General features: G+C 72.5%; 20 protein-coding genes. 8 read left to right on the forward strand and 12 right to left on the reverse strand.

Going from position 1 to position 22,391, the window contains the following annotated elements; all coding sequences use genetic code 11:
- Positions 1 to 209: 209 nt before the first annotated feature.
- The 3 genes from I5Q34_RS03430 (at position 210) to I5Q34_RS03440 (ending at position 3,766) form a co-directional block, all read left to right on the forward strand.
- A complete protein-coding gene (locus I5Q34_RS03430) occupies positions 210 to 704 on the forward strand; it encodes a DUF3145 domain-containing protein (RefSeq protein ID WP_199890549.1) in 495 nt (164 codons plus the stop codon).
- A 694-nt stretch (positions 705 to 1,398) separates the two neighbouring features.
- The gene (locus tag I5Q34_RS03435; protein ID WP_199890550.1) at positions 1,399 to 2,271 is read left to right on the forward strand and encodes an NAD(P)-dependent oxidoreductase; all 873 of its coding nucleotides are present in this window, start codon (positions 1,399 to 1,401) and stop codon (positions 2,269 to 2,271) included.
- Between the two features lie 13 nt (positions 2,272 to 2,284).
- A complete protein-coding gene (locus I5Q34_RS03440) occupies positions 2,285 to 3,766 on the forward strand; it encodes a PQQ-binding-like beta-propeller repeat protein (protein WP_199890551.1) in 1,482 nt (493 codons plus the stop codon).
- Positions 3,767 to 3,824: 58 nt separating this feature from the next.
- Here I5Q34_RS03440 and fabF read toward each other — a convergent pair whose 3' ends face one another.
- The 5 genes from fabF to I5Q34_RS03465 all read right to left on the reverse strand — a co-directional run bounded on the left by fabF (position 3,825) and on the right by I5Q34_RS03465 (position 8,765).
- Positions 3,825 to 5,087, reverse strand: coding sequence for a beta-ketoacyl-ACP synthase II (gene fabF / locus I5Q34_RS03445; RefSeq protein WP_199890552.1), 1,263 nt, complete (start codon positions 5,085 to 5,087; stop codon positions 3,825 to 3,827).
- 67 nt (positions 5,088 to 5,154) lie between these two features.
- A complete protein-coding gene (locus I5Q34_RS03450; protein WP_199890553.1) occupies positions 5,155 to 5,403 on the reverse strand; it encodes an acyl carrier protein in 249 nt (82 codons plus the stop codon).
- A 105-nt stretch (positions 5,404 to 5,508) separates the two neighbouring features.
- Positions 5,509 to 6,516: a ketoacyl-ACP synthase III gene (locus I5Q34_RS03455; RefSeq protein ID WP_199890554.1), complete on the reverse strand. Its 1,008-nt coding sequence runs from the start codon at positions 6,514 to 6,516 to the stop codon at positions 5,509 to 5,511.
- Between the two features lie 15 nt (positions 6,517 to 6,531).
- Positions 6,532 to 7,491, reverse strand: coding sequence for an ACP S-malonyltransferase (locus tag I5Q34_RS03460; protein WP_199890555.1), 960 nt, complete (start codon positions 7,489 to 7,491; stop codon positions 6,532 to 6,534).
- 98 nt (positions 7,492 to 7,589) lie between these two features.
- Entirely contained in the window at positions 7,590 to 8,765 is a 1,176-nt protein-coding gene (locus I5Q34_RS03465; RefSeq protein ID WP_199890556.1) for a CdaR family transcriptional regulator, read from the reverse strand.
- 56 nt (positions 8,766 to 8,821) lie between these two features.
- On the opposite strand from I5Q34_RS03465, the gene I5Q34_RS03470 reads away from it, so the two are divergent.
- A complete protein-coding gene (locus I5Q34_RS03470; protein ID WP_277965320.1) occupies positions 8,822 to 9,508 on the forward strand; it encodes a pirin family protein in 687 nt (228 codons plus the stop codon).
- Between the two features lie 278 nt (positions 9,509 to 9,786).
- On the opposite strand, the gene I5Q34_RS03475 is transcribed toward I5Q34_RS03470, so the two are convergent.
- On the reverse strand, positions 9,787 to 10,596 hold the full coding sequence (locus I5Q34_RS03475; RefSeq protein ID WP_199890558.1) for a serine hydrolase: 810 nt from the start codon (positions 10,594 to 10,596) through the stop codon (positions 9,787 to 9,789).
- 140 nt (positions 10,597 to 10,736) lie between these two features.
- Here I5Q34_RS03475 and I5Q34_RS03480 point away from each other — a divergent pair, with 140 nt between their 5' ends.
- On the forward strand, positions 10,737 to 11,183 hold the full coding sequence (locus I5Q34_RS03480; RefSeq protein ID WP_199890559.1) for a MerR family transcriptional regulator: 447 nt from the start codon (positions 10,737 to 10,739) through the stop codon (positions 11,181 to 11,183).
- Here the strand turns inward: I5Q34_RS03480 and I5Q34_RS03485 are convergent.
- The 5 genes from I5Q34_RS03485 to I5Q34_RS03505 form a co-directional block, all read right to left on the reverse strand.
- Positions 11,147 to 11,824, reverse strand: coding sequence for a response regulator transcription factor (locus I5Q34_RS03485; RefSeq protein WP_199890560.1), 678 nt, complete (start codon positions 11,822 to 11,824; stop codon positions 11,147 to 11,149). The genes I5Q34_RS03480 and I5Q34_RS03485 overlap by 37 nt on opposite strands.
- The gene (locus I5Q34_RS03490) at positions 11,821 to 13,119 is read right to left on the reverse strand and encodes a sensor histidine kinase (RefSeq protein ID WP_234428259.1); all 1,299 of its coding nucleotides are present in this window, start codon (positions 13,117 to 13,119) and stop codon (positions 11,821 to 11,823) included. Before I5Q34_RS03490 ends, I5Q34_RS03485 begins: the two co-directional genes overlap by 4 nt.
- A 104-nt stretch (positions 13,120 to 13,223) precedes the next feature.
- A complete protein-coding gene (locus tag I5Q34_RS03495) occupies positions 13,224 to 14,087 on the reverse strand; it encodes a DUF4429 domain-containing protein (RefSeq protein WP_199890562.1) in 864 nt (287 codons plus the stop codon).
- A gap of 95 nt (positions 14,088 to 14,182) precedes the next feature.
- The gene (locus tag I5Q34_RS03500) at positions 14,183 to 15,397 is read right to left on the reverse strand and encodes an alpha/beta hydrolase (RefSeq protein ID WP_277965321.1); all 1,215 of its coding nucleotides are present in this window, start codon (positions 15,395 to 15,397) and stop codon (positions 14,183 to 14,185) included.
- A gap of 123 nt (positions 15,398 to 15,520) precedes the next feature.
- Positions 15,521 to 16,192 (reverse strand): TetR family transcriptional regulator, encoded by a 672-nt coding sequence (locus tag I5Q34_RS03505; protein WP_199890563.1) that lies wholly within the window; start codon positions 16,190 to 16,192, stop codon positions 15,521 to 15,523.
- Between the two features lie 115 nt (positions 16,193 to 16,307).
- Here I5Q34_RS03505 and I5Q34_RS03510 point away from each other — a divergent pair, with 115 nt between their 5' ends.
- Positions 16,308 to 17,903: an MFS transporter gene (locus tag I5Q34_RS03510; protein WP_199890564.1), complete on the forward strand. Its 1,596-nt coding sequence runs from the start codon at positions 16,308 to 16,310 to the stop codon at positions 17,901 to 17,903.
- Positions 17,904 to 18,045: 142 nt separating this feature from the next.
- Here I5Q34_RS03510 and aceE read toward each other — a convergent pair whose 3' ends face one another.
- Complete coding sequence (gene aceE / locus I5Q34_RS03515) at positions 18,046 to 20,778, reverse strand: pyruvate dehydrogenase (acetyl-transferring), homodimeric type (protein WP_199890565.1); 2,733 nt, start codon at positions 20,776 to 20,778, stop codon at positions 18,046 to 18,048.
- A gap of 483 nt (positions 20,779 to 21,261) precedes the next feature.
- On the opposite strand from aceE, the gene I5Q34_RS03520 reads away from it, so the two are divergent.
- Both I5Q34_RS03520 and I5Q34_RS03525 read left to right on the forward strand, forming a co-directional pair.
- On the forward strand, positions 21,262 to 21,684 hold the full coding sequence (locus I5Q34_RS03520; RefSeq protein ID WP_199890566.1) for a DUF3052 domain-containing protein: 423 nt from the start codon (positions 21,262 to 21,264) through the stop codon (positions 21,682 to 21,684).
- A 150-nt stretch (positions 21,685 to 21,834) separates the two neighbouring features.
- A complete protein-coding gene (locus I5Q34_RS03525) occupies positions 21,835 to 22,293 on the forward strand; it encodes a peroxiredoxin (RefSeq protein WP_199890567.1) in 459 nt (152 codons plus the stop codon).
- Positions 22,294 to 22,391: the final 98 nt, after the last annotated feature.

Genomic DNA, 22,391 nt, shown 5'->3' on the forward strand with positions numbered 1-22,391 from the left:
TCCCGGTCATGTCCGCTCCTCGGCCCCGCCGGATCACCCGACGTCACATCCTGTCCCTTTTCAGGAGAATTGCCCCCAATGGTGTTTACTGTTGGTTACCTCGCGAGCTGGTGCGGGAGTGGCCATTGGGGCAGGACCGTTACGTGTGCGTTCGCGAGGCCGCTGGGGCCGCTCGGGAAGGCGACCCTCGAACCGCACTGGAGGTCCCGGTGACGACACGTGGCGTTCTCTACGTGCACTCCGCGCCGCGCGCGCTGTGCCCGCACGTCGAATGGGCCGTCGCGGACGTACTCGGCGGGCGCGTCACGCTCGACTGGATCAGGCAGCCGGTGGCACCGGGCACCTGGCGGTCGGAGTTCTCCTGGCAGGGCCGGCCCGGCACCGCCTCCCGTCTCGCGTCGGCGCTGCGCGGCTGGCATCTGCTGCGCTTCGAGGTGACGGCGGAGCCGTGCGCCGGGGCGGAGGGGGAGCGCTACAGCTCCACGCCGGATCTGGGGATCTTCCACGCGGTGACCGGGATCCACGGGGACATTTTGATCCCCGAGGACCGGCTGCGGGCGGCGCTGGGGCGAGCGCAGCGGGGGGAGGCGGAGCTGGCGGGGGAGGTCGCGCGGTTGCTGGGGAAGCCGTGGGATGACGAGTTGGAGCCGTTTCGGCATGCGGGGGAGGGGGCGCCGGTGCGGTGGCTGCACCAGGTGGTGTGAGTTTTCTCCCCGCCCCGCCCTTTCACCGTTTCCGCGGGGGCTCCGCCCCTGCGCCACCCTGCGCCACCCTGCGGCGCGCGGTGCGCGCCGGGGCGCGGGACTCCGCCCCTGCACCCCGCTCCGGGGCTCCGCCCCGGACCCCGCAATGCGGCTTCGCCGCATTTGTCCTCAAGCGCCGGACGGGCTGGATCGGGCTCCGCCCCGGATCCCCGCAACGCGGGGCAGGGTGAAATCGCATCGTGGCTCGGGGCGGAGCTCCGGAGGGGGCGCGAGGCGGACGTCGGTCGGGGCTCGGGGCGGAGTCCCGGAGGGGGCGCGAGGCGGACGTCGGTCGGGGCTCGGGGCGGAGTCCCGGAGGGGGCGCGAGGCGAGACGCCGGTCGGGGTCCGGGGCGGAGTCCCGGAGGGGGCAGGGGCGCAGCACCGGTGGGGGACACGGGGGTGCAGCACCGGTGCGAGTGCAGGGGGTGCAGCACTGGTGGGGGTGCGGGGGCGGAGCCCCCGGTGGGGTGCAGGGGCGTAGCCCCGCCTGTCCGGGTGTGGCGCTGGTTCGGGGTGCAGGGGGCGGAGCCCCCGCTTGCCGCCCGGGGGGGGCGGCTCGGGGGCCGGGGGCCCGTTCCGGGAAACGGTGAAAGGGCGGGGTGGGGGAGAGCCGTCCTTGCCCTCGAGCGCACTCCAAGCCCTACCGTTCCCCCATGACCACCAACTCCCCCACCGTCGCCGTCCTCGGCACCGGCATCATGGGCACCCCCATGGCGCGGAATCTCGTCCGGGCCGGGCTGGCCGTCAGCGTCTGGAACCGCAGCCGTGCCAAGGCCGAGCCGCTCGCCGCCGACGGGGCGCGCGTCGCGGGCGGGCCGGCGGAGGCCGTCCGGGGCGCGGGCGTCGTGCTCACGATGCTCCATGACGCCGAGGCCGTCCTCGACGTCATGCGGCAGGCCGCGCCGGGGCTGGAGCCCGGCGCGGTCTGGGTCCAGTCGACCACCGCCGGCCTCGACGCGCTCGACGACTTCGCGGCCTTCGCCGCCGAGCAGCGGATCACCTTCGTCGACGCCCCGGTGCTCGGTACGAAGGCACCGGCGGAGGCGGGCGCGCTGACCGTCCTCGCCGCCGGTCCCGAGGCCGTGCGGTCCTCGCTCGCGCCCGTCTTCGAAGCGATCGGCTCGCGCACCGTCTGGCTGGACGGGGAGGGCGCCGCGTCGCGGCTCAAACTGGTGCTCAACAGCTGGGTGCTGACCGTCACCCACGGCACGGCGGAAGCGCTGGCGCTGGCCAAGGGCCTCGGCGTGGAGGCGGCGGACTTCCTCGACGCGGTCGCCGGCGGCCCGCTGGACATGGGCTACCTGCGCGCCAAGGCCGGCCTCGTGCTCAAGGACGCCCTCACCCCGCCGAGCTTCGCCACCACCACGGCCGAGAAGGACGCCCGGCTGATCGTGGCCGCGGGGGAGCGGGCCGGGGTGCGGATGGACGTCGCGGCCGCGGGCGCCGAACGGTTCCGGCGGGCCGTGGCCCAGGGGCACGGGGAGGAGGACATGGCGGCCTCGTACTTCGCCAGCTTCACCCCGTGAGACATTCGCTCCCATGATCAATGGGATACGCGCGGCCAAGGGGGCGGCGCTCGCCGCGGCCGGGGCCGTCCTCGGCTGGGCGCCGCTCTTCCTGGTGCTCAATCTGGCAGGGCCGAACCGTTGCGGCGCAGGTGCCTGCCCCAGTGGCAGCGATGCCGCCAACGGGCTGACCCTCGCCTTCTTCTTCCTCGGGCTCTTCGGGACGCTCGGGGCCGTGGCCTGGGCGGCCGGCGAACCCTGGCGCAGGCGGCGGATCCTCGGCATCGCCGGCTGCGGGCTGCTGCTGGGGCTCGCGCCCGGCTGGTTCTGGCACGAGTCCCTCCACGGCCCCCGCCTCGACGCCGTCTGGGCCGCGCCGCCCGACCGCCCGTCGGACGTGCGGGGCGTGGGCAACTGGGGCGTCGGCACCACCCTCGTCCGCGCCCGCCCCGACGGGCTCACCGCGTACAACACCCGTGACGGGCAGGAGCGTTGGACGTTCGCGGCCCCGCCGCGGCAGAGCGTGTGCGCCATGAGCTCGCGCACCGCAGGAGGTACGGGCCTCGTCGGCTTCGCCGCGCACGGGAAGCCGTGCGCGGCCGTCGCGCTGGTGGACCTGTCCACCGGCAGGCAGCGCTGGCGGCAACCGGTCGCCGGGGACGGGCGGTTCACCGAGCCGACGGACGACAGGATCGCGCTCGCCGACGGAACGGCCGTCGTGGCCGAGGACACGGCCGTCCGCGGCCTCAAGTCGGCGGACGGCGGCCGGAGTTGGCGGCGCACCCTGGACCGGGGCTGCCAGGCCCTGTCCGTGGACGCCTCCGCCGCGCGCGTCCTCCTCGTCGAGCAGTGCGGGACTAGGGACTCCGTCCGCATGCGGCTCGGCTCGCTGGACGCCCGTACCGGCGAACCGCGTTGGAGCGCCCGGCTGCCCGTCGCCTCCCGCTGGGAGCAGCTCTACGTGCTGTCGGCCGAGCCCGCCGTGATCGCGCTCCGCGAGAGCGACAAGCGCGGCACCGCCGCCGTGCTGTCCTTCGACGACAAGGGCCGGCGCCGGGCCGCCGTACCGCTGTCGGGCCGGCGGGAGGACGTGATGCTGCGCGCCGGGACGTACGACTTCGCGGCCCGCCCGGCCCTGGCCGCCACGATCGTGGACGACGTCCTGGTGACGGCCGTGCGGCGGCCGGCGGACCACGACGTGCACCGGCTGGCCGCGTACTCCCTGGCCGACGGCACCACACGGTGGGACCGGAGCTTCAAGGACGCCGTCGCCGCGCTGACCCGCCGCCCCGACGGGGGCCTCGCCGTGCTCACCCGCTCCGGCTCCGACGGGACCGTGCACCGCCTCGACCCGCGCACCGGCGCCGCGTCCGGCGAGCCCGAACCCGTGGGCGGGGAGGACGAACTGGTCGAGATCTGGACCTCGGAGCTGTATCACGACGGCCACGGCTACACCGTCGTCAACCGGGACGGGACGGACGACAACCCGCCCGCCTTCGGGGCCCGGCCCCGCTGAACGCCGAAGGCCCGCCCGGTCGGTGACGACCGGGCGGGCCCGTGGGACGAAGCGCGCGTCAGACCGTCCGCAGCGCGAGCACCACGTTGTGCCCGCCGAAGCCGAACGAGTTGTTGATCGCCGCGATGGTGCCCTCGGGGAGCTTGCGCGGCTCGTCGCGCACGATGTCCGCGTCGATCTCCTCGTCGAGCTCGTCGATGTTGATGGTCGGCGGAGCCGTGCGGTGGTACAGCGCGAGGACGGTGGCGACCGTCTCGACGCCGCCCGCGCCGCCCAGCAGGTGGCCGGTCATCGACTTGGTGGCGGAGACCGCGACGTGGTCGAGGTCGTCGCCGAGGACCTTGCGCAGCGCCTTGATCTCCGCGAGGTCGCCCTGCGGGGTCGAGGTGGCGTGCGCGTTGAGGTGCACGACCTCCGACGGCTTCAGGTCGCTGGACTCCAGCAGGGACTGCAGCGCCGCCGCGATGCCGCGGCCGGTCGGCTCGGGCTGCGCGATGTGGTGGCTGTCCGCGGACAGGCCCTGGCCCAGCACCTCGCAGTAGACGCGGGCGCCGCGCCGCGCGGCGTGCTCGGCCGACTCCAGGACGATCACACCGGCGCCCTCGCCGAGGACGAAGCCGTCGCGGCCCTTGTCGTAGGGGCGGGAGGCCTTCTCCGGCTCGTCGTTGTTCTTGGACATCGCCATCATGCTGGCGAAGGCCGCGACGGGCAGCGGGTGGATGGCCGCCTCGGTGCCGCCGGCGACGACCACGTCGGCACGGCCGGTGCGGATCATCTCCACGGCGTAGCCGATGGCCTCGGCGCCGGACGCGCAGGCGCTGACCGGGGTGTGCACGCCCGCCTGGGCGTTGACCTCCAGGCCGACGTTGGCGGACGGGCTGTTGGGCATCAGCATCGGCACGGTGTGCGGGGAGACGCGGCGGGCGCCCTTCTCCTTGAGCACGTCGTACTGGTCGAGCAGGGTCTGCACGCCGCCGATGCCGGAGGCGATGACGGCGCCCAGGCGCTCGGGGGCGATGCTGCCGTCCTCGCCGGCCTTCGCGGTGTACCCCGCGTCGGCCCAGGCCTCGCGGGCCGCGATCAGCGCGAGCTGCGCCGAGCGGTCCAGCTTGCGGCAGAGCGGGCGGGGCAGGACGTCGCCCGGGTCGACCGCGGCCGGGGCGGCGATGCGGACCGGGAGGTCGGCGAAGCGCTCGTCCTCCAGGGACTTCACGCCGGAGCGTCCGGCGAGCAGCCCTTCCCAGGTTGATGCGCTGTCGCCACCCAGCGGTGTGGTTGCGCCGATACCGGTGACGACCACGGTGCGATTGGTCGAGTTCACAGGGATTCTGTCTCCACGTGTAGAGGTGCTGGAACCGCCACCCGCCGGGGTGGCGACGAACGCAGGATCAGGCCTGGTGCTTGAGGATGTAGCCGGCGGCGTCGCCGACGGTCTTCAGGTTCTTGACGTCCTCGTCCGGGATCTTGACGTCGAAGCGCTCCTCGGCGGCGACGACGACCTCGACCATGGACAGGGAGTCGACGTCCAGGTCGTCGGTGAAGGACTTGTCCAGCTGGACGTCCTCGACGGGGATGCCGGCGATCTCGTTGACGATCTCGGCGAGGCCCTTGAGGATCTCTTCCTGCGTGGCGGCCATTGCGGCGCTCCTTAATTGTGCGGTGATACGGGTAAAACTGCTGAGGGACTGCTGTCGGCGAGGTTCCGCGCAGTGGCCGGCCGGTGCCGGTCCGTGCGATCTCGCCTAGGGGAGGGTAACGACCGTCGCGGCGAACACGAGACCCGCCCCGAAGCCGATGAGCAGCGCGGTGTCCCCGCTCTTCGCCGCTCCGGTGGCCAGAAGTCGTTCCATCGCCAGCGGAATGGAGGCGGCGGAGGTGTTGCCGGTGGTCTCCACGTCGCGGGCCACCACCACATTCTCCGGCAGTTTCAGCGTCTTGACCATCGAGTCGATGATCCGCATGTTCGCCTGGTGCGGAATGAAGACGTCCAGTTCCTCGGCGGTGATCCCCGCCTCGTCCAGCGCGTGCTGGGCGACCTTGGCCATCTCGAAGACGGCCCAGCGGAAGACCGCCTGGCCCTCCTGCGTGATGGCCGGAAAGCGCACGTCCTCGGTGGACTCGCGGTACACGTCCCACGGCAGGGTCTGGCGGATCGTGTCGGCCTTGTCACCCTCGGAGCCCCACACGGTCCGGCCGATGGCCGGCTCCTTGGACGGGCCCACGACCACGGCGCCGGCGCCGTCGCCGAACAGGAACGCGGTGGAGCGGTCGTCCAGGTCCGTCAGGTCCGACAGCCGCTCGACGCCGATGACCAGCACGTACTCGGCCGAGCCGTCGGTCACCAGGCCCTTGGCGAGGGTCAGGCCGTAGCCGAAGCCCGCGCAGCCGGCGGAGATGTCGAAGGCGGCCGGCTTGTCGGCGCCGATCCGGTGCGCGATCTCGGTGGCGATGGCCGGGGTCTGCTTGAAGTGCGAGACCGTCGAGACCAGCACGGCGCCGATCTGCTCGGGGGTGATCCCGGCGTCCGCGATGGCCTTGCCCGCGGCCTCGACCGACATGGTGGCCACGGTCTCCTCCGGGCCGGCCCAGTGCCGGGTGGCGATGCCGGAACGCGAGCGGATCCATTCGTCGGACGAGTCGATGCGCTTGAGGATCTCGTCGTTCGGCACCACCCGCGTGGGGCGGTAGCCGCCCACGCCCATGATCCGGGCGTAGGGCGCGCCCTTGGCGGGCTTGATCTTCGAAGTCATGTGGTCCAGGGCTCCTTAGGCGGCCGACGACGCATCGCCGGACGGGGCCGAGTGCTCGGCGATCAGCTGCCGGGCGGCGTCCAGGTCGGCCGGCGTCTTGAGGGGCAGCGTCCTGACGCCCGGCAGGGCGCGCTTGGCGATGCCGGTCAGCGTGCCGCCGGGCAGCGCCTCGATGATCGCGGTGACGCCGAGCTCCTTGAAGGTCTCCATGCACAGGTCCCAGCGGACCGGGTTGGCCACCTGGCCCACCAGGCGGCGTACGACGTCCGCGCCTCCGGTCACGACCGCGCCGTCGCGGTTGGAGACGTAGCGGGTGTGCGGGTCGGCCGGGTTCAGCTCGGCCGCGGCGGACTCCAGGACCGAGACGGCCGGGGCCATGTGCTCGGTGTGGAAGGCGCCGGCGACCTTGAGCGGGACGACGCGGCGCGTGCCCTCGGGCTTGTCCTCGGCGAGCGCGGCCAGCTGCTCCATCGTTCCGGCGGCCACGATCTGGCCGGCGCCGTTGACGTTCGCCGGGGTCAGGCCGAGCTTCTCCAGGTGCGGCAGGACGACGTCGGCCTCGCCGCCGAGCAGCGCGGACATGCCGGTCTCGGTGACCTTCGCGGCCTCGGCCATGGCCAGGCCGCGCCGGCGGACCAGGCGCAGGGCCTCCTCCTCGGTCAGCACGCCGGACAGCGCGGCCGCCGCCAGCTCGCCGACGCTGTGCCCGGCGGTGGTCCCGACCAGGCGCGCGACGTCGCCGCCCGTGGGGAAGAGCTGCCGCGCGGAGAGCAGGGAGGCGGCCACCAGCAGCGGCTGGGCGACGGCGGTGTCACGGATCTCGTCCGCGTCGGCGTTCGTGCCGTAGTGGACCAGGTCCAGGTCGATGACGGACGACCACTCCCGCAGGCGGTCTTCCACGCCGGGGAGGTCGAGCCAGGGGGTCAGGAAGCCGGGCGCCTGAGCGCCCTGGCCGGGAGCGACGAGTACGAGCACCCTCACACTCTCTCTCGTGGACGGCTCCGCCCACCCGTGGGGACAGGGACGAAGAACCGTCGGGGGAATTGTTTGCGTTCTACAAAAGCGTACGGCGGTCACTCGGCGTCGGCCAGACGCCCCAGGATCAGCGCGATGCGGAGAGTGAAGGCCGAGCGCACATCGGAGGGCGACCATCCGGTGACGTCCGTCACACGTCGGAGCCGGTACCGCACGGTGTTTGGGTGGACGAAGAGCATCCGCGCCGCGCCCTCCAGGCTGCTGGCCTGTTCCAGATAGACGCTGAGCGTCTCCAGCAGCGCCGAGCCCGCCTCCTCCAGCGGTCTGTAGATCTCCTCCACCAGCTGCCGGCGCGCCACCGGATCACCGGCCATCGCGCGCTCCGGCAGCAGGTCGTCGGCCAGAACCGGACGAGGCGCGTCCGGCCAGGCCGCGCACGCCTTGAGACTGGCCGCCGCGGCCTGCGCGGACCGGGTCGCCGCCAGCAGGTCGGGGACCACCGGGCCGGCCACCACCGGCCCCCTGGCGAACGGGCCGATCAGCGCCCTGGCGGTCTGCAGCGGGTTGTCGCTGCCGCCCGCGATGACCACCAGGCGGTCGCCGAGCACCCCGGTCAGGACCTGGAGCTTGGCGTGCCGCGAGGCGCGCCGGATGGCCTCCACGGTCAGCTCGCTGTCGCCGTTGGGAGCGGTGCCCAGCACCACGCAGACGTTCGCGGGCGCGTTCCAGCCGAGCGCGGCGGCCCGGGACAGCGCGCCCTCGTCCGCCTCGCCCGACAGCACCGCGTTGACCACCAGGGACTCCAGCCGGGCGTCCCAGGCGCCGCGCGCCTCGGCGGCCTGCGCGTACACCTGTGCGGTGGCGAAAGCGATCTCCCGCGCGTAGACGAGCAGGGCCTCGCGCAGCGCCGACTCGTCGCCGGGCGCGGCCACCTCGTCGATGGCCGACTCCATCACCTCGATGGTGGTGCGCACCATCTCCACGGTCTGGCGCAGGGTGATCGCCCTGGTCAGCTCGCGGGGAGCGGTGCCGAAGACGTCGGTGCTGATCGCCTGGGGGGTCTCCGGGTGCCGGAACCACTCGGTGAAGGCCGCGATGCCGGCCTGGGCCACCAGGCCGATCCAGGACCGGTTCTCCGGCGGCATCGCCCTGTACCACGGAAGCTGCGCGTCCATCCTGGCGATGGCGGCCGCGGCCAGCGTTCCCGATGACTTCTCGAGGTTGCGGAGGGTGGCGCTGTGCGGGTGCGGGGGGTGAGCAGCGGATTCAGGCACGGGACAAGCCTGCCCTATTCGGGTGCGGTGCGGGGTGGCCGGGCTACCGTAGCCCGGTGATCGAGGCGCGGATTCAGGTGCGGCGGGCGGCGGAGCGGTTCCTCGGCGGGGACGCGGGGGCGGGCATCTCGACCCGGCACGCGTTCTCCTTCTCGGGCTTCTACGACCCGGACAACGTGCGGTTCGGACCGCTCTCCGCCTGCAACGAGGAGCTGCTGGCCCCGGGCGCCGGATTCGCCGAGCACCCGCACCGGGATGTGGAGATCGTCACGTGGGTCGTCGAGGGCGAACTCGTCCACGAGGACTCGACGGGGCACGTCGAGACCGTCCGCCCCGGGGACGTGCAGTGGCTCAGCGCGGGGGACGGCGTGCGGCACGTCGAACGCAACGGGGGCGCGGGGCCGCTGCGGTTCGTGCAGATGTGGCTGACGCCGGCCGAGGCCGGGGGTCCTCCGTCGTACGGGGTGGCGCGGTCCGTCGCGGACGGGGCGGTGTGCGCGCTGTCGCGCGCGGAGGCGGTGCTGCATGTGCGGCGGCCGGGGGCGGGGGAGCGCTGCGCTCTGCCGGGGGCGCGGTGGTTGTACGTGCACGTGGTGCGGGGGGCTGTGCGGCTGGCGGAGTGGACGCTGTCCGCGGGGGACTCGGCTCGCGTCCAGGACGCGATGGACTTGGATGCGGTGGCGTCCGATGAGGGCGCGGAGGTGTTGCTGTGGGAGATGCACGCGGAGGCGCGTTTTCCCTGAGGTGGGGGTTTTCTCCCCGCCCCGCCCTTTCTCCCCCAGAGGGGGTGCCCCCAGTTTCTTCCGGGGCTGCGCCCCTCGGCCCCGCATCGCCCTGCGGGCGATGTCCTCGGGGGGGTATTGCCCCCGCCCCCCCCCTTCCCCGGTCCCCGGGGGCCCCCCCCCCCCCCCCCCCCCGGCGGGGGGGCGCCCCCACCCCCGGCCGGGGCTAAAATCCCCCCGGCCGGGCGCTTGAGGACGAACGCGGCGCAGCCGCGTTGCCTCCGCGCGGAGGCAAACCCCTACAGCTCCGCCAAGACCGCATCCGTCAGCAGCGGCCACGCCTCCACCGCCCACGCCCCGAAGTCCCGGTCCGACAGGGCCACGCACGCCGCGCCCGCGTCGGGGTCCACCCACAGGAACGTCCCGGACTGGCCGAAGTGTCCGAACGTCCGGGGCGAGCTCTTCGTCCCCGTCCAGTGCGGCGACTTCGCGTCGCGGATCTCGAAGCCCAGGCCCCAGTCGTTGGGCCGGTGGTGCCCGTACCCGGGCAGGACGCCGCCCACCCCGGGGAAGACCACCCGCGTCGCCTCGTCCAGCGTCTGACGCGACAGCAGCCGCGGCGCCTGGAGTTCGGCGGCGAAGCGGACGAGGTCGTCGACGGTCGAGACGCCGTCCTTCGCGGGCGAGCCCGCCAGGTGCGTGGCGGTCATGCCGAGCGGTTCAAGCACCGCCTGCCGCAGGTACTCGGGGAAGGGGATGTCCGTCGCCTTGGCGATGTGGTCGCCGAGCGCGTCGAAGCCGGAGTTGGAGTACAGCCGGCGGGTGCCCGGCTCGGCCATCGTCCGGTCCTCCTCGAAGGCCAACCCCGAGGTATGGGCGAGGAGATGACGGACCGTCGAACCGGGCGGCCCGGCCGGCTCGTCCAGCTCGACCGCGCCCTCCTCGACGGCGATCAGCGCCGCGTACGCGGCCAGAGGTTTGGTGACGGAGGCCAGGCGGAAGCGGTGCCCGGTCGGGCCGCGGGCCCCCGCGAGCGTGCCGTCCGCCCGGACGACCGCAGCGGCGGCGGTCGGCACGGGCCAGTCATCGATCTTCCGCAGGCTCTCCATGGCGACGAGCCTATCCCGGGCGGCCGGTTTCAAAGATTCCGTCAAGACTGCGCTTGCCTGGAGTGCACTCCGACTCACTGGCGTTGACGCAGTCACAGGGGCACGAGCACGAGGCCCACGGGGACACAAGGGGGAACCGCATGACCGTGATCGACAGCGTGCCGGTACCGGCCGCCCGGCCGGAGGGCCGGGAGCGCTACACGATCGGCGAAGTCGCCGACTACGCGGGACTGTCCGCGCACACCCTGCGCTGGTACGAGCGGATCGGGCTGATGCCGCACGTCGACCGTTCCCACACCGGCCAGCGCCGCTACACCGACCGGGACCTGGACTGGCTGGACCTCGTCGGCAAGCTCCGGCTCACGGGCATGCCGGTGGCGGACATGGTCCGCTACGCGGAGATGGTGCGCGAGGGCGACCACACCGTCGTCGACCGCCTGCGGCTGCTCGGCGCGCACCGCGAGGACGTGCGGCGCCGCATCGCCGAGCTGCAGAGCACCCTCGACGTCCTCGACCACAAGATCGACCGCTACGGCGAGCTGTGCGGCCTTCAGGCCGCCCCGGGCTTCACCAGCCCCGACTCGTAGGCGAAGATCACCGCCTGTGCCCGGTCGCGCAGCCCCAGCTTGGCCAGCACCCGCCCGATGTGCGTCTTGACGGTCTGTTCGGCCAGCACCAGGGACGCCGCGATCTCCTGGTTGGACAGCCCGCGGGCGATCAGCTCCAGCACCTCCGTCTCGCGCGGGGTGAGGCCCTTGAGCCGCAGCGACCGGTCCTTGCGAGGGGCCGGCCGCTGCTGGGCGAAGTCCGCGATCAGGCGGCGGGTGACGGACGGCGCGAGCAGCGCCTCGCCGGCGGCGACGACCCGCACCGCGGAGATCAGGTCGGCCGGCGGGGCGTCCTTGAGCAGGAAGCCGGACGCGCCGGCGCGCAGCGCCTCGTAGACGTAGTCGTCCACGTCGAAGGTGGTCAGCATCAGCACCTTCGGCCGGTGGATGACGCCGGGCGGCGGGTCCAGCAGGCGGCGGGCCGCCTCCAGCCCGTCCATCTCGGGCATGCGGACGTCCATGAGCACCACGTCCGGGTGGAGGCGGCGGCTCGCCTCCACGCCGCGCGCCCCGTCGGGGGCGTCCCCGACGACGTCGATGTCGGTCTGCGCGGCGAGGAGCGCGGCGAAGCCCGCCCGCACCATCGCCTGGTCGTCGACGATGAGCACCTTGATGGTCATGCGGCCGGGGATTCCTTGTCCGTCGTGGTCGATGTCGATGTGAACGGCAGCCGGGCCGCCACCCGGAAGCCTCCGCCGGGCAGCGGGCCGGTGTCCAGGGTGCCGCCGACCAGGCGGACCCGCTCGCGCATCCCGACGAGGCCGTGGCCCGTCCCGGCGGTCTCCAGGGGCGTGTGCGGCCCGTCCGCCGGGTCGTTGACGACCAGGACGGTCAGCCCCTCGTCGTCCGCCGACACCGACACCCGGGCGAGCGCGCCCGGCGCGTGCCGGACCACGTTGGCCAGGGCCTCCTGGACGATGCGGTACGCGGACAGGTCCACGGCCTGCGGGAGCGCGGCCGACGCCGGCTCCTGATCCAGTGTCAACTCCACCGGCTGGCCCGCCCGTACGGTCGCCTCCACCAGCTGCCCGATCCGGTCCACGCCGGGCTGCGGGGTCTTCACGCCGCCGCCCTCCCCGGCGTCCTCGCTGCGCAGCACGCCCAGCAGCCGGCGCATCTCGGCGAGCGACTCGCGCGCGGTGGCGGCGATGGAGCCGAACTCCTCGGCCGCGGCGGGCGGCAGGTCCGTGAGGCGGTACGGGGCGCTGTCCGCCTGCACGGTGATCACCGACATGTGGTGGGCGACGACGTCGTGCAGCTCGCGGGCGATCCGGGTGCGCTCCTCCAGCAGCGTGCGGCGGGAGCGTTCGGCCTCGCTGATCGTCTCCTGCTCGGCGAGCGCCCGCCGGTCGGTGCTGCTGCGCCGCAGGGCGCCGCCGAGCAGCATCAGCAGCCCGCCGAGGATGACCACGACCAGCCAGGAGGCGTTGACCGGGCCCCCCACGAGGGCGATGAGGGCGTAGCTGACCAGGGTGACCACCGTCCAGACGGCGGCCAGGGTCCGGGGGCGCTCGCGCAGGCTCACCGCGAGCATCAGCGCCAGCATGGCGACGATCTGCGCGGCCGGCCAGGGCCACGGCAGGACATCGCCGTAGGGCCCTTGCCAGTGGGGCGTGAGCGCCGCGCTCACGGTGCCGGCCGTGAACACGATGCCCCAGGCGAGGAGCGGCCTGCGGACGGCGAGCAGCAGCGGGACGCTCTGCAGGACGGCCAGCGCGAAGGCCAGATCGCTGTGCATCCCGTAGTCCCGGGGGAGCGTCGTGGCGGTGACCGGCCACACGATGGCGACGAGGACCAGGGCGATCAGATAGGGCAGTCGGCGCACGAAGCGGTACCGGGACTGGCCGAAGAGGGGGTCCGGAGGTCCGGCCGGGGTGAAGAGGTCGCGGAGCCGGGCGGGCAGGGTGTGGGGCATGGCGTGTTCAGGGTACGGGGGCGGGTGCGGCGGGGGCGTCATACCGGGGTATCAGGTTGGGTGCCCCGCCCCTGCCCCCTCCGGGGGAGGGCCGGGGCACCCCCTCACAGCTCCGCCAGAAGCTCCGCCTTCTTCGCCGTGAACTCCGCGTCCGTCAGCAGCCCCGCCGAGTGCAGCGCCCCCAGGTGCCGGATCCGGTCCGCGACCGCCGCCGGGTCGGGGCGGACCGCCGCGGAGACCGTCGCCGCCGCCGGCGAGGCGCACCGTACCGCCGCCAGCACCGCCGCCGCGAAGGGCAACGACTCGTGCAGCAGGCCGTACCCCCGGCCGAAGACGACGGCCGCCGCATCCTGGTCGGCGGCCGAGGGGGCCGCGGCCAGGGCGTCGGCGCCCCGGCGCAGCAGCCGCAGGCGGCCGCCGGGCGCGTCGGGGGAGCGCCATTCCACCCCGGCCAGTTCCTCGACGGCGAAGTGCTGGTCCCCGGCCTTCCACTTCGCCGTCGAGGCACCGGTCCGCGACCAGCGGAAGGACACCGTCCGGCCGTCGAAGGCGGCCTTGCCGTCGTACGCCTTGAAGGACAGCGGAGGGTCCGGCGCCGCGACGAGGTGGCGCTCGGCCGGCTCGTCCGCCGACGGGCCGAGCGCGCCGCGTATCTCGTCGGCCCAGTACGCGGCGAGCGGCTCGCGCTCGGCGGGCAGCTCCAGCCGGTACGGGTCGGAGGTCTCCCGCAGCTGGTCCCCGGCGGCCTCCATCAGCGGGTCCGCGCCCGGTCTGGGCACGGCGCGCAGCGCCACCGTGCCGCGTCTGCCGGGTACCCGCTCGACGGCCGCCAGCGCCTCGTGGGGGATGCGCCGCTCGCCGAGCGCCTGGAGCAGCTTCGGTGTGCGGATCCCCCGTTCGAAGCGGATGAGCACGGAGTCGGTGTCGAACTCCCAGACGGTGTGGAAACCGGCCAGCACATCACCCATGCGGCTCATCGTAAGCGGCGTCCGGCCGGAGGTTCCCCCTCCGGCCGGGACGGCCGCGAGGGCGGTGCTACGCGCGTCAAGCGCCGGGCGCCGGGTCAGACGGCGCAGTCGGGGGCGGACGCGGCGCAGCGGATCCCGCCGAGGCTCCCGGCGCCGATGCCGGCGAAGTTGGCCAGGCTCGTGGTGCCGGGTTCGAAGTAGCCGGTGTGGCCCTCGGCCCCGGCGGCGGACAGCCGCCGGGCCCCGAAGCCCGCCGCGACCGGGTCGGCGCCGTGGCCGAGGCCGCCCACCTCCAGGTGCGGGACGTCCTGGATCCAGTCGTCCGCGTCGCGCATGGCCCAGACCCGGGCGCTGGTGTGCAGCTCGGAGACGTGCCCCGCGCGCATGCCGGGGCTGCCGGCGACGGCGATGTCGGTGACGCGCGCGTCGAGGTCGCGGGCGGCGACGCCGCACACCACGGAGCCGTAGCTGTGGCAGAACAGGGCGACGGACGAGCCGCCGGGCAGCCCGCGCACCAGCGAGCGCAGCCGCAGCGCCCCCTCGGCGGCCAGCTTGCCCGTCGCCGCGTCCATGCCGACGCCGGCGGGGGAGGTGTAGTCGGCCCAGGCGATGACCGCGGTACGGGTGCCGGGGCGGGTGGTGCGCTCGGCGGCGTAGAGGGTGTTGGCCATTCCGACGGGGGCCGTGTACGGACGGCCGCTCTTCTCGAAGGTGAGGACGTTCGTATCGACACCGGGCACCACGACGGAGACCCGGTCGGCGCGGTCGAGGTCGCCGAAGACCTCGGCGACCCGTCCGGGCCCGCCGGGGTCGAAGGCGAGGATCTGCCGGCCGTCGGAGAGCAGCGAGTCGAAGCGGTGCATGCGCCGGCCCGCCTCGTTGCGGCCGGCGGGGGTGAGCCCGTTGTCGTGGGTGCGGCGTTCCTCGACCGCGCGGGCCTGGGTGAGCGAGGTCCGGTTGGCGCGGTAACGCAGGCTCACGGGCGCGCCGTTGAGGTTGCCGACGACCAACGGGTAGCGGTCGGCGAGGCGCAGCCGCTCGCCCGGGGAGAGCGCGGCGAAGAAGCGGGACAGGGTGCCGGGTTCGGCGTACGGGGAGGGCAGCGGCCGGCCGCCGCTGCTGCCGTGCAGCCAGGCGGAGAGCGCCACCTGCCGGGGATCGGCGTCCGCCCCGCGTCCGCGCACGGCCGTCCAGCCGGTCGTGGCGAGCATCACGAAGACGACGGCGAGTGCGAGCAGGGCGCGCCACACCGTGGCCGCGTTCGTCCAAGGCAGGGAGGAGGGGGAGCCGAGCTCCGGGAAGGAAGTCACCGCGGACCACCCTAGGAGAAACCGGAGCGCGTCCGCCAAGTCAGTGACACGTCTCACGTTTGACAGGAGGTGACGCTGGACATGTGTGCGTCGCCTCACGTCGGGTTCCGGCCGGGGCGCGCGTCAGGGGGCGGGGGCCGCCCGCCAGCCCTCCGCCAGCGCCGGGCCGATCTGCTCCAGGTATGTGGTGATCAGCCGCATCAGGCCGTCCAGGTCGGCCTCCTCGTCCTCGCCCCAGACCCGGGACGCCGCCCGCATCACCCCGCTGCACGCGGCCACCAGCACCCGGGGCCTGGGGTCGGTGGCCGGATCCAGCCCCTCGCGGCGGGCGATCTCCGCCGCGAACCGCTCCTCCAGGGCGGCGAGCCGGCGCAGCCGGGCGGCCAGCAGCTGCGGCGTGGACTCGATCATCCGCTGGGTGCTCAGGTAGAGCCCGAGCGGGACGACGGCCTCGATGGTCGCGCCGATGGACCGCCTGGAGTCCACGGCGGCGTTGCACAGCGCGGTGAGCGGCGGCTCGTGCGGCGGGCGGGACGCCAGGGAGGCGAAGGCGACCTCCTCCTCCGCCTCCTGGAGGGCGAGGGCGACCTCCTCCTTGTTGGCGAAGTAGCGGAAGAACGTGCGCTGGGAGACGTCCGCGGCCTCGGCGATCTCGTCGACGGTGGTGCCGTCGTAGCCCTGGCGGGCGAAGAGGTCCAGGGCGCACCTGGTGAGGGCGTTGCGCGTCCGCTGCTTCTTGCGCTCCCGCAGTCCCGGAAGCGCCTCGCGTTCCGCCACGCTGTCGATCGCCTGCATGGGCCCCTGCCTCTTCTCGCTGTTCGCGCTGGTCAGAATAGTCGCCGGGCAAGCTGTCGGAGGACGGCTCATGGCACCCTTGGTCAATTGTCAGCGTCTGCCATAACCTCGGTCCATGACGCCTCAGACCGCTGTCGCAGGTGCGACACCACCGGACCTCGGACCCCGGAGCGGACTGCGGGGCCGCCCCTGGCTGACCCTGCTCACCGTCGCCACAGGCGTGATGATGGTCGCGCTCGACGGCACGATCGTCTTCATCGCCAACCCGGTCATCCAGAAGGGTCTGGGAGCCTCGCTCGCCGACGTCCAATGGATCACCAATGCCTATCTCCTCGCCCTCGCCGTCGCCCTGATCACCGCGGGCAAGCTCGGTGACCGCTTCGGCCACCGCCTGATCTTCCTTATCGGTACCACCGGCTTCGCCGCGTCCTCCGGAGTCATCGCCCTCTCCGACAGCGTGTCGATGGTCGTCGCCCTCCGGGTCCTCCAGGGCCTGAGCGGGGCGATGCTGATGCCGGCCGCGCTGGGCCTGCTGCGGGCCACGTTCCCGGCCGGGAAGCTCAACATGGCGATCGGCCTGTGGGGCGGTGTCATCGGCGGCTCGGCCGCGGCCGGGCCGATCGTCGGCGGCCTGCTGGTCGAGCACGTCAACTGGCAGTCCGTCTTCTTCATCAACGTGCCGGTCGGCGCGCTCGCGCTGGCGCTCGGCCTGCTAGTGCTGAAGGACCACCGGGCCGAGAACGCCCCCCGCTCCTTCGACCTGCTCGGCATCGTGCTGCTCTCGGGCGCGATGTTCTGCCTGATCTGGGCACTGATCAAGGCGCCGACCTGGTCCTGGGGGAACGCCCGCACCCTGCTCTTCCTGGGCGTCTCGCTCCTCGCGTTCGTCGCCTTCACCCTGTGGCAGACCAGGAGCCGCGAACCGCTGCTGCCGCTGCGGCTGTTCCGGTCCGTGCCGCTCTCCGCGGGCACGGCCCTGATGATCCTGATGGCCTTCTCCTTCATGGGGGGCCTCTTCTACGTCACGTTCTACCTGCAGAACGTGCACGGGATGTCGCCCATCGACGCGGGCCTGCACCTGCTGCCGCTCACCGGCATGATGATCTTCGCGTCACCGGCCGCGGGGGCGCTGATCACCCGCGTGGGGCCGCGCATCCCGGTCTTCGGCGGCATGGTCCTCACCGCGGGCGCCTGCTTCGGCATGTCCACCCTGGAGGTGGACTCGGGCACGCCGCTGATGTCGGTGCTGTTCGCCGTCTTCGGGATCGGGCTCGCGCCGGTGGTGGTCGGCGCGACGGAGGTCATCGTCGGCAACGCGCCGCTGGAGCACGCGGGGCTGGCCGGAGGGCTTCAGCAGGGGGCCATGCAGGTGGGCGGGACGCTGGGGACGGCCGTGCTCGGGGCGGTGGTGGCGTCCCGGGTGGGGCACGTCCTGCCGGACGAGTGGGCCGGGGCGGGACTGCCGCCGCTGAGCGGTCCGCAGCGGAAGGCGGCTTCGTCGGCCGTCGAGGTGGGGATCGCGCCGGTGCCGAAGGGGACTCCGCCGGAGTACGCGGTGAAGATCGCGGACGCCGCGCACGAGACGTTCGTGTCGGCGATGAGCACGTCGTTCGTCGTCGCGGGATGCGTGGCCGTTGCCGCGGCGGTGCTCGCGCTCTTCACCAAGCCTGGCGAGAACGCGGGTGCGGCCCAGGGGACCGCGCACATCTGAGGTGGTGGACAGTCGTTCCGCAGGGCAATGGAGGAGGGCGGGCACCACCGGCCCGCACCCGTACGACGGCGCCGGGTACGGCGAACGCCCGGACCCTCAAGGGCCCGGGCGTTCGTCACTGTTCAGGCTGAGCGCCCGGCGACTACGCGTCGCCGCCCGCGGCACCCGGGTCGGCCGCCGAGACGTCCAGGAGCTGGTAGCGGTCGATCGCCTGCTTCAGGGCCGAGCGGTCGATCTTGCCCTCCTTGGCGAGCTCGGTGAGCACGCCGAGGACGATCGACTGCGCGTCGATGTGGAAGAAGCGACGGGCCGCGCCACGCGTGTCCGCGAAGCCGAAGCCGTCCGCGCCCAGCGACTGGTACGTGCCCGGCACCCAGCGCGCGATCTGGTCCGGAACGGCGCGCATCCAGTCGGACACGGCCACCTTCGGGCCCTCGGCGCCGGCGAGCTTCGACGTCACGTACGGGACGCGCTGCTCCTCCTCCGGGTGGAGCAGGTTGTGCTCCTCCACCGCGATGGCGTCGTTGCGCAGCTCGTTCCAGGAGGTCGCCGACCAGACGTCCGCCTTGACGTTCCACTCCTCGGCGAGGATCTTCTGGGCCTCGATCGCCCACGGCACCGCCACGCCGGAGGCGAGGATCTGCGCCGGGATCGCGCCCTTCTCGCCCTCCTTGAAGCGGTACAGACCCTTCAGGATGCCCTCGGCGTCCACGTTCTCCGGCTCGGCCGGGTGCTGGATCGGCTCGTTGTAGACGGTCATGTAGTAGAAGATGTCCTCGGCGTTCTCGCCGTACATCCTCCGCAGACCGTCCTTGACGATGTGCGCGATCTCGTAGCCGAACGCCGGGTCGTACGCGACGACGGCCGGGTTGGTCGAGGCGAGCAGGTGCGAGTGGCCGTCCGCGTGCTGGAGGCCCTCACCCGTCAGGGTCGTACGACCGGCGGTCGCACCCAGGACGAAACCGCGCGCCAGCTGGTCGGCCATCTGCCAGAACTGGTCACCGGTGCGCTGGAACCCGAACATCGAGTAGAAGACGTAGATCGGGATCAGCGGCTCGCCGTGCGTGGCGTAGGCGGAACCGGCGGCGATCAGCGAGGCGGTGCAGCCCGCCTCGGAGATGCCGTCGTGCAGCATCTGGCCGGTCGGGGACTCCTTGTAGGCGAGCAGCAGCTCGCGGTCCACGGCCTCGTACTGCTGGCCCAGCGGGTTGTAGATCTTCGCCGAGGGGAACAGCGAGTCCATGCCGAAGGTGCGGTACTCGTCGGGCGCGATCGGCACGAAGCGCTTGCCGATCTCCTTGTCCCGCATGAGGTCCTTGAGCAGGCGGACGAACGCCATGGTGGTGGCGATCGACTGCTGGCCGGAGCCCTTCCTGGTGGCCGCGTAGGCCTTGTCGCCCGGCAGCGTCAGCGGCTTGGAGCGGTCCACACGGGAGGGCACGTACCCGCCGAGCGCCTTGCGGCGGTCGTGCATGTACTGGATCTCCTCGGAGTCCTTGCCCGGGTGGTAGTACGGCGGCAGGCCGGACTCCAGCTCCTTGTCCGCGATCGGGATGTGCAGGCGGTCGCGGAAGCGCTTGAGGTCCTCGACCGTCAGCTTCTTCATCTGGTGGGTCGCGTTGCGGCCCTCGAAGTTCGGGCCGAGCGTCCAGCCCTTGACCGTCTGCGCCAGGATCACGGTCGGCTGGCCCTTGTGGGCCTTGGCCGCCGCGTACGCCGCGTAGATCTTCTTGTGGTCGTGACCGCCGCGGCCCAGGTGCAGGATCTGGTCGTCGGTCATGCCCTCGACCATCTTGCGGAGACGCTGGTCGTCGCCGAAGAAGTGCTCGCGGATGTACGCGCCGGTCTCGGTGGCGTACGTCTGGAACTGGCCGTCGGGGGTGCTGTTCAGCTTGTTGACCAGGACGCCGTCGCGGTCCTGGGCCAGCAGCGGGTCCCAGGAGCGGTCCCACACCAGCTTGATCACGTTCCAGCCGGCGCCGCGGAACTGCGACTCCAGCTCCTGCATGATCTTGCCGTTGCCGCGGACCGGGCCGTCGAGGCGCTGCAGGTTGCAGTTGACCACGAAGGTCAGGTTGTCCAGGCCCTCACGGGCGGCCAGGGACAGCTGGCCGAGCGACTCGGGCTCGTCCATCTCGCCGTCGCCCAGGTACGCCCAGACGTGCGACTTGGAGGTGTCGGCGATGCCGCGGGCCTCCATGTAGCGGTTCATCCGGGCCTGGTAGATCGCGCCGAGCGGGCCGAGGCCCATGGAGACGGTCGGGAACTCCCAGAAGTCCGGCATCAGGCGCGGGTGGGGGTACGACGACAGGCCGTAGGGGGCCTTCGACTTCTCCTGGCGGAACGCGTCGAGCTGCTGCTCGGTCAGTCGGTCCAGCAGGAAGGCGCGGGCGTAGACGCCGGGGGAGGCGTGGCCCTGGAAGAAGATCTGGTCGCCGCCGTCGCCCTCGTCCTTGCCTCGGAAGAAGTGGTTGAAGCCCACGTCGTAGAGCGAGGCGGAGGAGGCGAAGGTGGCGATGTGACCGCCGACGCCGATGCCCGGGCGCTGGGCGCGGGACACCATCACGGCGGCGTTCCACCGGGTCGCGTTCAGGACCTTGCGCTCGATCTCCTCGTTGCCGGGGAAGAACGGCTCGTCCTTGGTCGCGATGGTGTTGACGTAGTCCGTGCTGCGCATCTCGGGCACGGCCACGCGCTTCTCGCGTGCGCGCTCGATCAGGCGAAGCATGAGGTAGCGGGCACGTTCCCGGCCTCGCTCATCGACGGCTGCGTCGAGCGAGTCGAGCCATTCCTGGGTCTCTTCGGGATCGAAGTCCGGGACCTGGCTGGGAAGACCGCCAATGATGATCGGGTTGCGATCGGATCCGGAAGCCACGCTGTTCCTTCGCTGTTCGGTCGTGTCGTGCTCTGCACGCGATCTTTGCCGCATCGATGCTGCGCACGCGGTCACATGCAGTGTCTGGTTATGCCGCGCCGGCTCCCATCGTGGACCGCGGCGACGGAAACGTCATCTCTACTGGGCAGTAACCACCACTCACGAGATGAAGTGTTCGGGGTCGGCCGCACGGGGGCGGCCAAATCGCAACCTTACGCCCCCTATGGGGGTCCCCCGCGTACGGCCGTTCGGCCTCGGGGGCCGCAATCCCAGGGAGTAACTTCACAAACCCGGCACAACGCTGTGGTGTGAATCACTCTCGGTTGCTGCCTCATGGTGGGAGTTGCCATGAGACGTCAACGTTTGGGAGGGATCGCTGAGCGGGTACTTGCGCGATCCGTCCGTCACGTGTGGACTACGCCCCATGCCTCGCGTATACGGGGGGCATCGGAGCATTTCTCGAAAGATGACAGGAGGCACTCAGTGAGCGCGACCGCGGACCACGCGGAGGAGCGGACCAACCCCGCCGCACGGCTGGGTTTCGAGCCCGGACAGGTGGTCCAGGAGATCGGTTACGACGACGACGTCGACCAGGATCTCCGTGAAGGCATCGAGTCCCTCATCGGCCAGGACCTCGTAGACGAGGATTACGACGACGTGGCCGACGTCGTCGTCCTGTGGTTCCGGGACGAGGACGGAGACCTCACGGACGCGCTGGTGGATGCCATCGGTCTGCTCGAGGAGGGCGGCACCATCTGGCTGCTGACGCCCAAGACCGGCCGTGACGGCTACGTCGAGCCGAGTGACGTCAACGATGCGGCGCAGACGGCGGGGCTCAGCCCGGCCAAGAGCATCAGCGTGGCCAAGGACTGGAGCGGCACCCGCCTGAAGTCCGGCAAGCGCTGATCGCAGCCGCGTCGGTACCGGAATCGCATCGCGCCCCCCACAGCTGTGCTGTGGGGGGCGCGATGCGTTCCGGATCCGGGGCAGTGACAGACTGGGCGTCCAGCCGAGCCCGGCCCGTGGCCGGCCACCGCAGAGAGAGGGAAGCGCTCCATGGCGATCGACGCCGGCACCAAGGCCCCTGATTTCGCGCTCAAGAACCAGCACGGCGAGACCGTCCGTCTCTCGGACTTCCGCGGCGAGAAGAACGTCGTCCTGCTCTTCTACCCCTTCGCCTTCACCGGCGTGTGCACCGGCGAGCTGTGCGCCCTGCGCGACAACCTGCCGGCCTTCGTCAACGACGACGTGCAGCTGCTCGCCGTCTCCAACGACTCGCCGTTCTCCCTGCGCGTCTTCGCCGAGCAGGAGAAGCTCGGCTACCCGCTGCTGTCCGACTTCTGGCCGCACGGCGAGGTCAGCCGCGCCTACGGCGTCTTCGACGAGGAGAAGGGCTGCGCGCTGCGCGGCACCTTCGTCATCGACAAGGAGGGCGTCGTCCGCTGGACGATCGTCAACGGCCTGCCGGACGCGCGTGACCTGAACGAGTACGCGGCGGAGCTGGCCAAGCTCTGACGTCCGGGCCCGTCGCTGTGCGCAAGACCCTGCAATCGGTGGGAACCGGTCACTAGGATCCAGACGTTGACCGGTTGCCATCGCACAACCGGGGGCAT

It is taken from the genome of Streptomyces sp. AV19, assembly GCF_015999245.1.
Classification (GTDB): domain Bacteria; phylum Actinomycetota; class Actinomycetes; order Streptomycetales; family Streptomycetaceae; genus Streptomyces.

What these genes read in the sequence shown, in the direction of transcription:
- I5Q34_RS03525 (WP_199890567.1), top strand. Translation starts at nt 21,835, where the DNA reads ATGGCGATCGACGCCGGCACCAAGGCCCCTGATTTCGCGCTCAAGAAC.
- I5Q34_RS03490 (WP_234428259.1), bottom strand. Translation starts at nt 13,119, where the DNA reads ATGCCCCACACCCTGCCCGCCCGGCTCCGCGACCTCTTCACCCCGGCC.
- I5Q34_RS03480 (WP_199890559.1), top strand. Translation starts at nt 10,737, where the DNA reads ATGACCGTGATCGACAGCGTGCCGGTACCGGCCGCCCGGCCGGAGGGC.
- I5Q34_RS03455 (WP_199890554.1), bottom strand. Translation starts at nt 6,516, where the DNA reads ATGACTTCGAAGATCAAGCCCGCCAAGGGCGCGCCCTACGCCCGGATC.
- I5Q34_RS03495 (WP_199890562.1), bottom strand. Translation starts at nt 14,087, where the DNA reads ATGGGTGATGTGCTGGCCGGTTTCCACACCGTCTGGGAGTTCGACACC.
- I5Q34_RS03475 (WP_199890558.1), bottom strand. Translation starts at nt 10,596, where the DNA reads ATGGAGAGCCTGCGGAAGATCGATGACTGGCCCGTGCCGACCGCCGCC.
- I5Q34_RS03440 (WP_199890551.1), top strand. Translation starts at nt 2,285, where the DNA reads ATGATCAATGGGATACGCGCGGCCAAGGGGGCGGCGCTCGCCGCGGCC.
- I5Q34_RS03450 (WP_199890553.1), bottom strand. Translation starts at nt 5,403, where the DNA reads ATGGCCGCCACGCAGGAAGAGATCCTCAAGGGCCTCGCCGAGATCGTC.
- I5Q34_RS03435 (WP_199890550.1), top strand. Translation starts at nt 1,399, where the DNA reads ATGACCACCAACTCCCCCACCGTCGCCGTCCTCGGCACCGGCATCATG.
- I5Q34_RS03505 (WP_199890563.1), bottom strand. Translation starts at nt 16,192, where the DNA reads ATGCAGGCGATCGACAGCGTGGCGGAACGCGAGGCGCTTCCGGGACTG.
- I5Q34_RS03510 (WP_199890564.1), top strand. Translation starts at nt 16,308, where the DNA reads ATGACGCCTCAGACCGCTGTCGCAGGTGCGACACCACCGGACCTCGGA.
- I5Q34_RS03485 (WP_199890560.1), bottom strand. Translation starts at nt 11,824, where the DNA reads ATGACCATCAAGGTGCTCATCGTCGACGACCAGGCGATGGTGCGGGCG.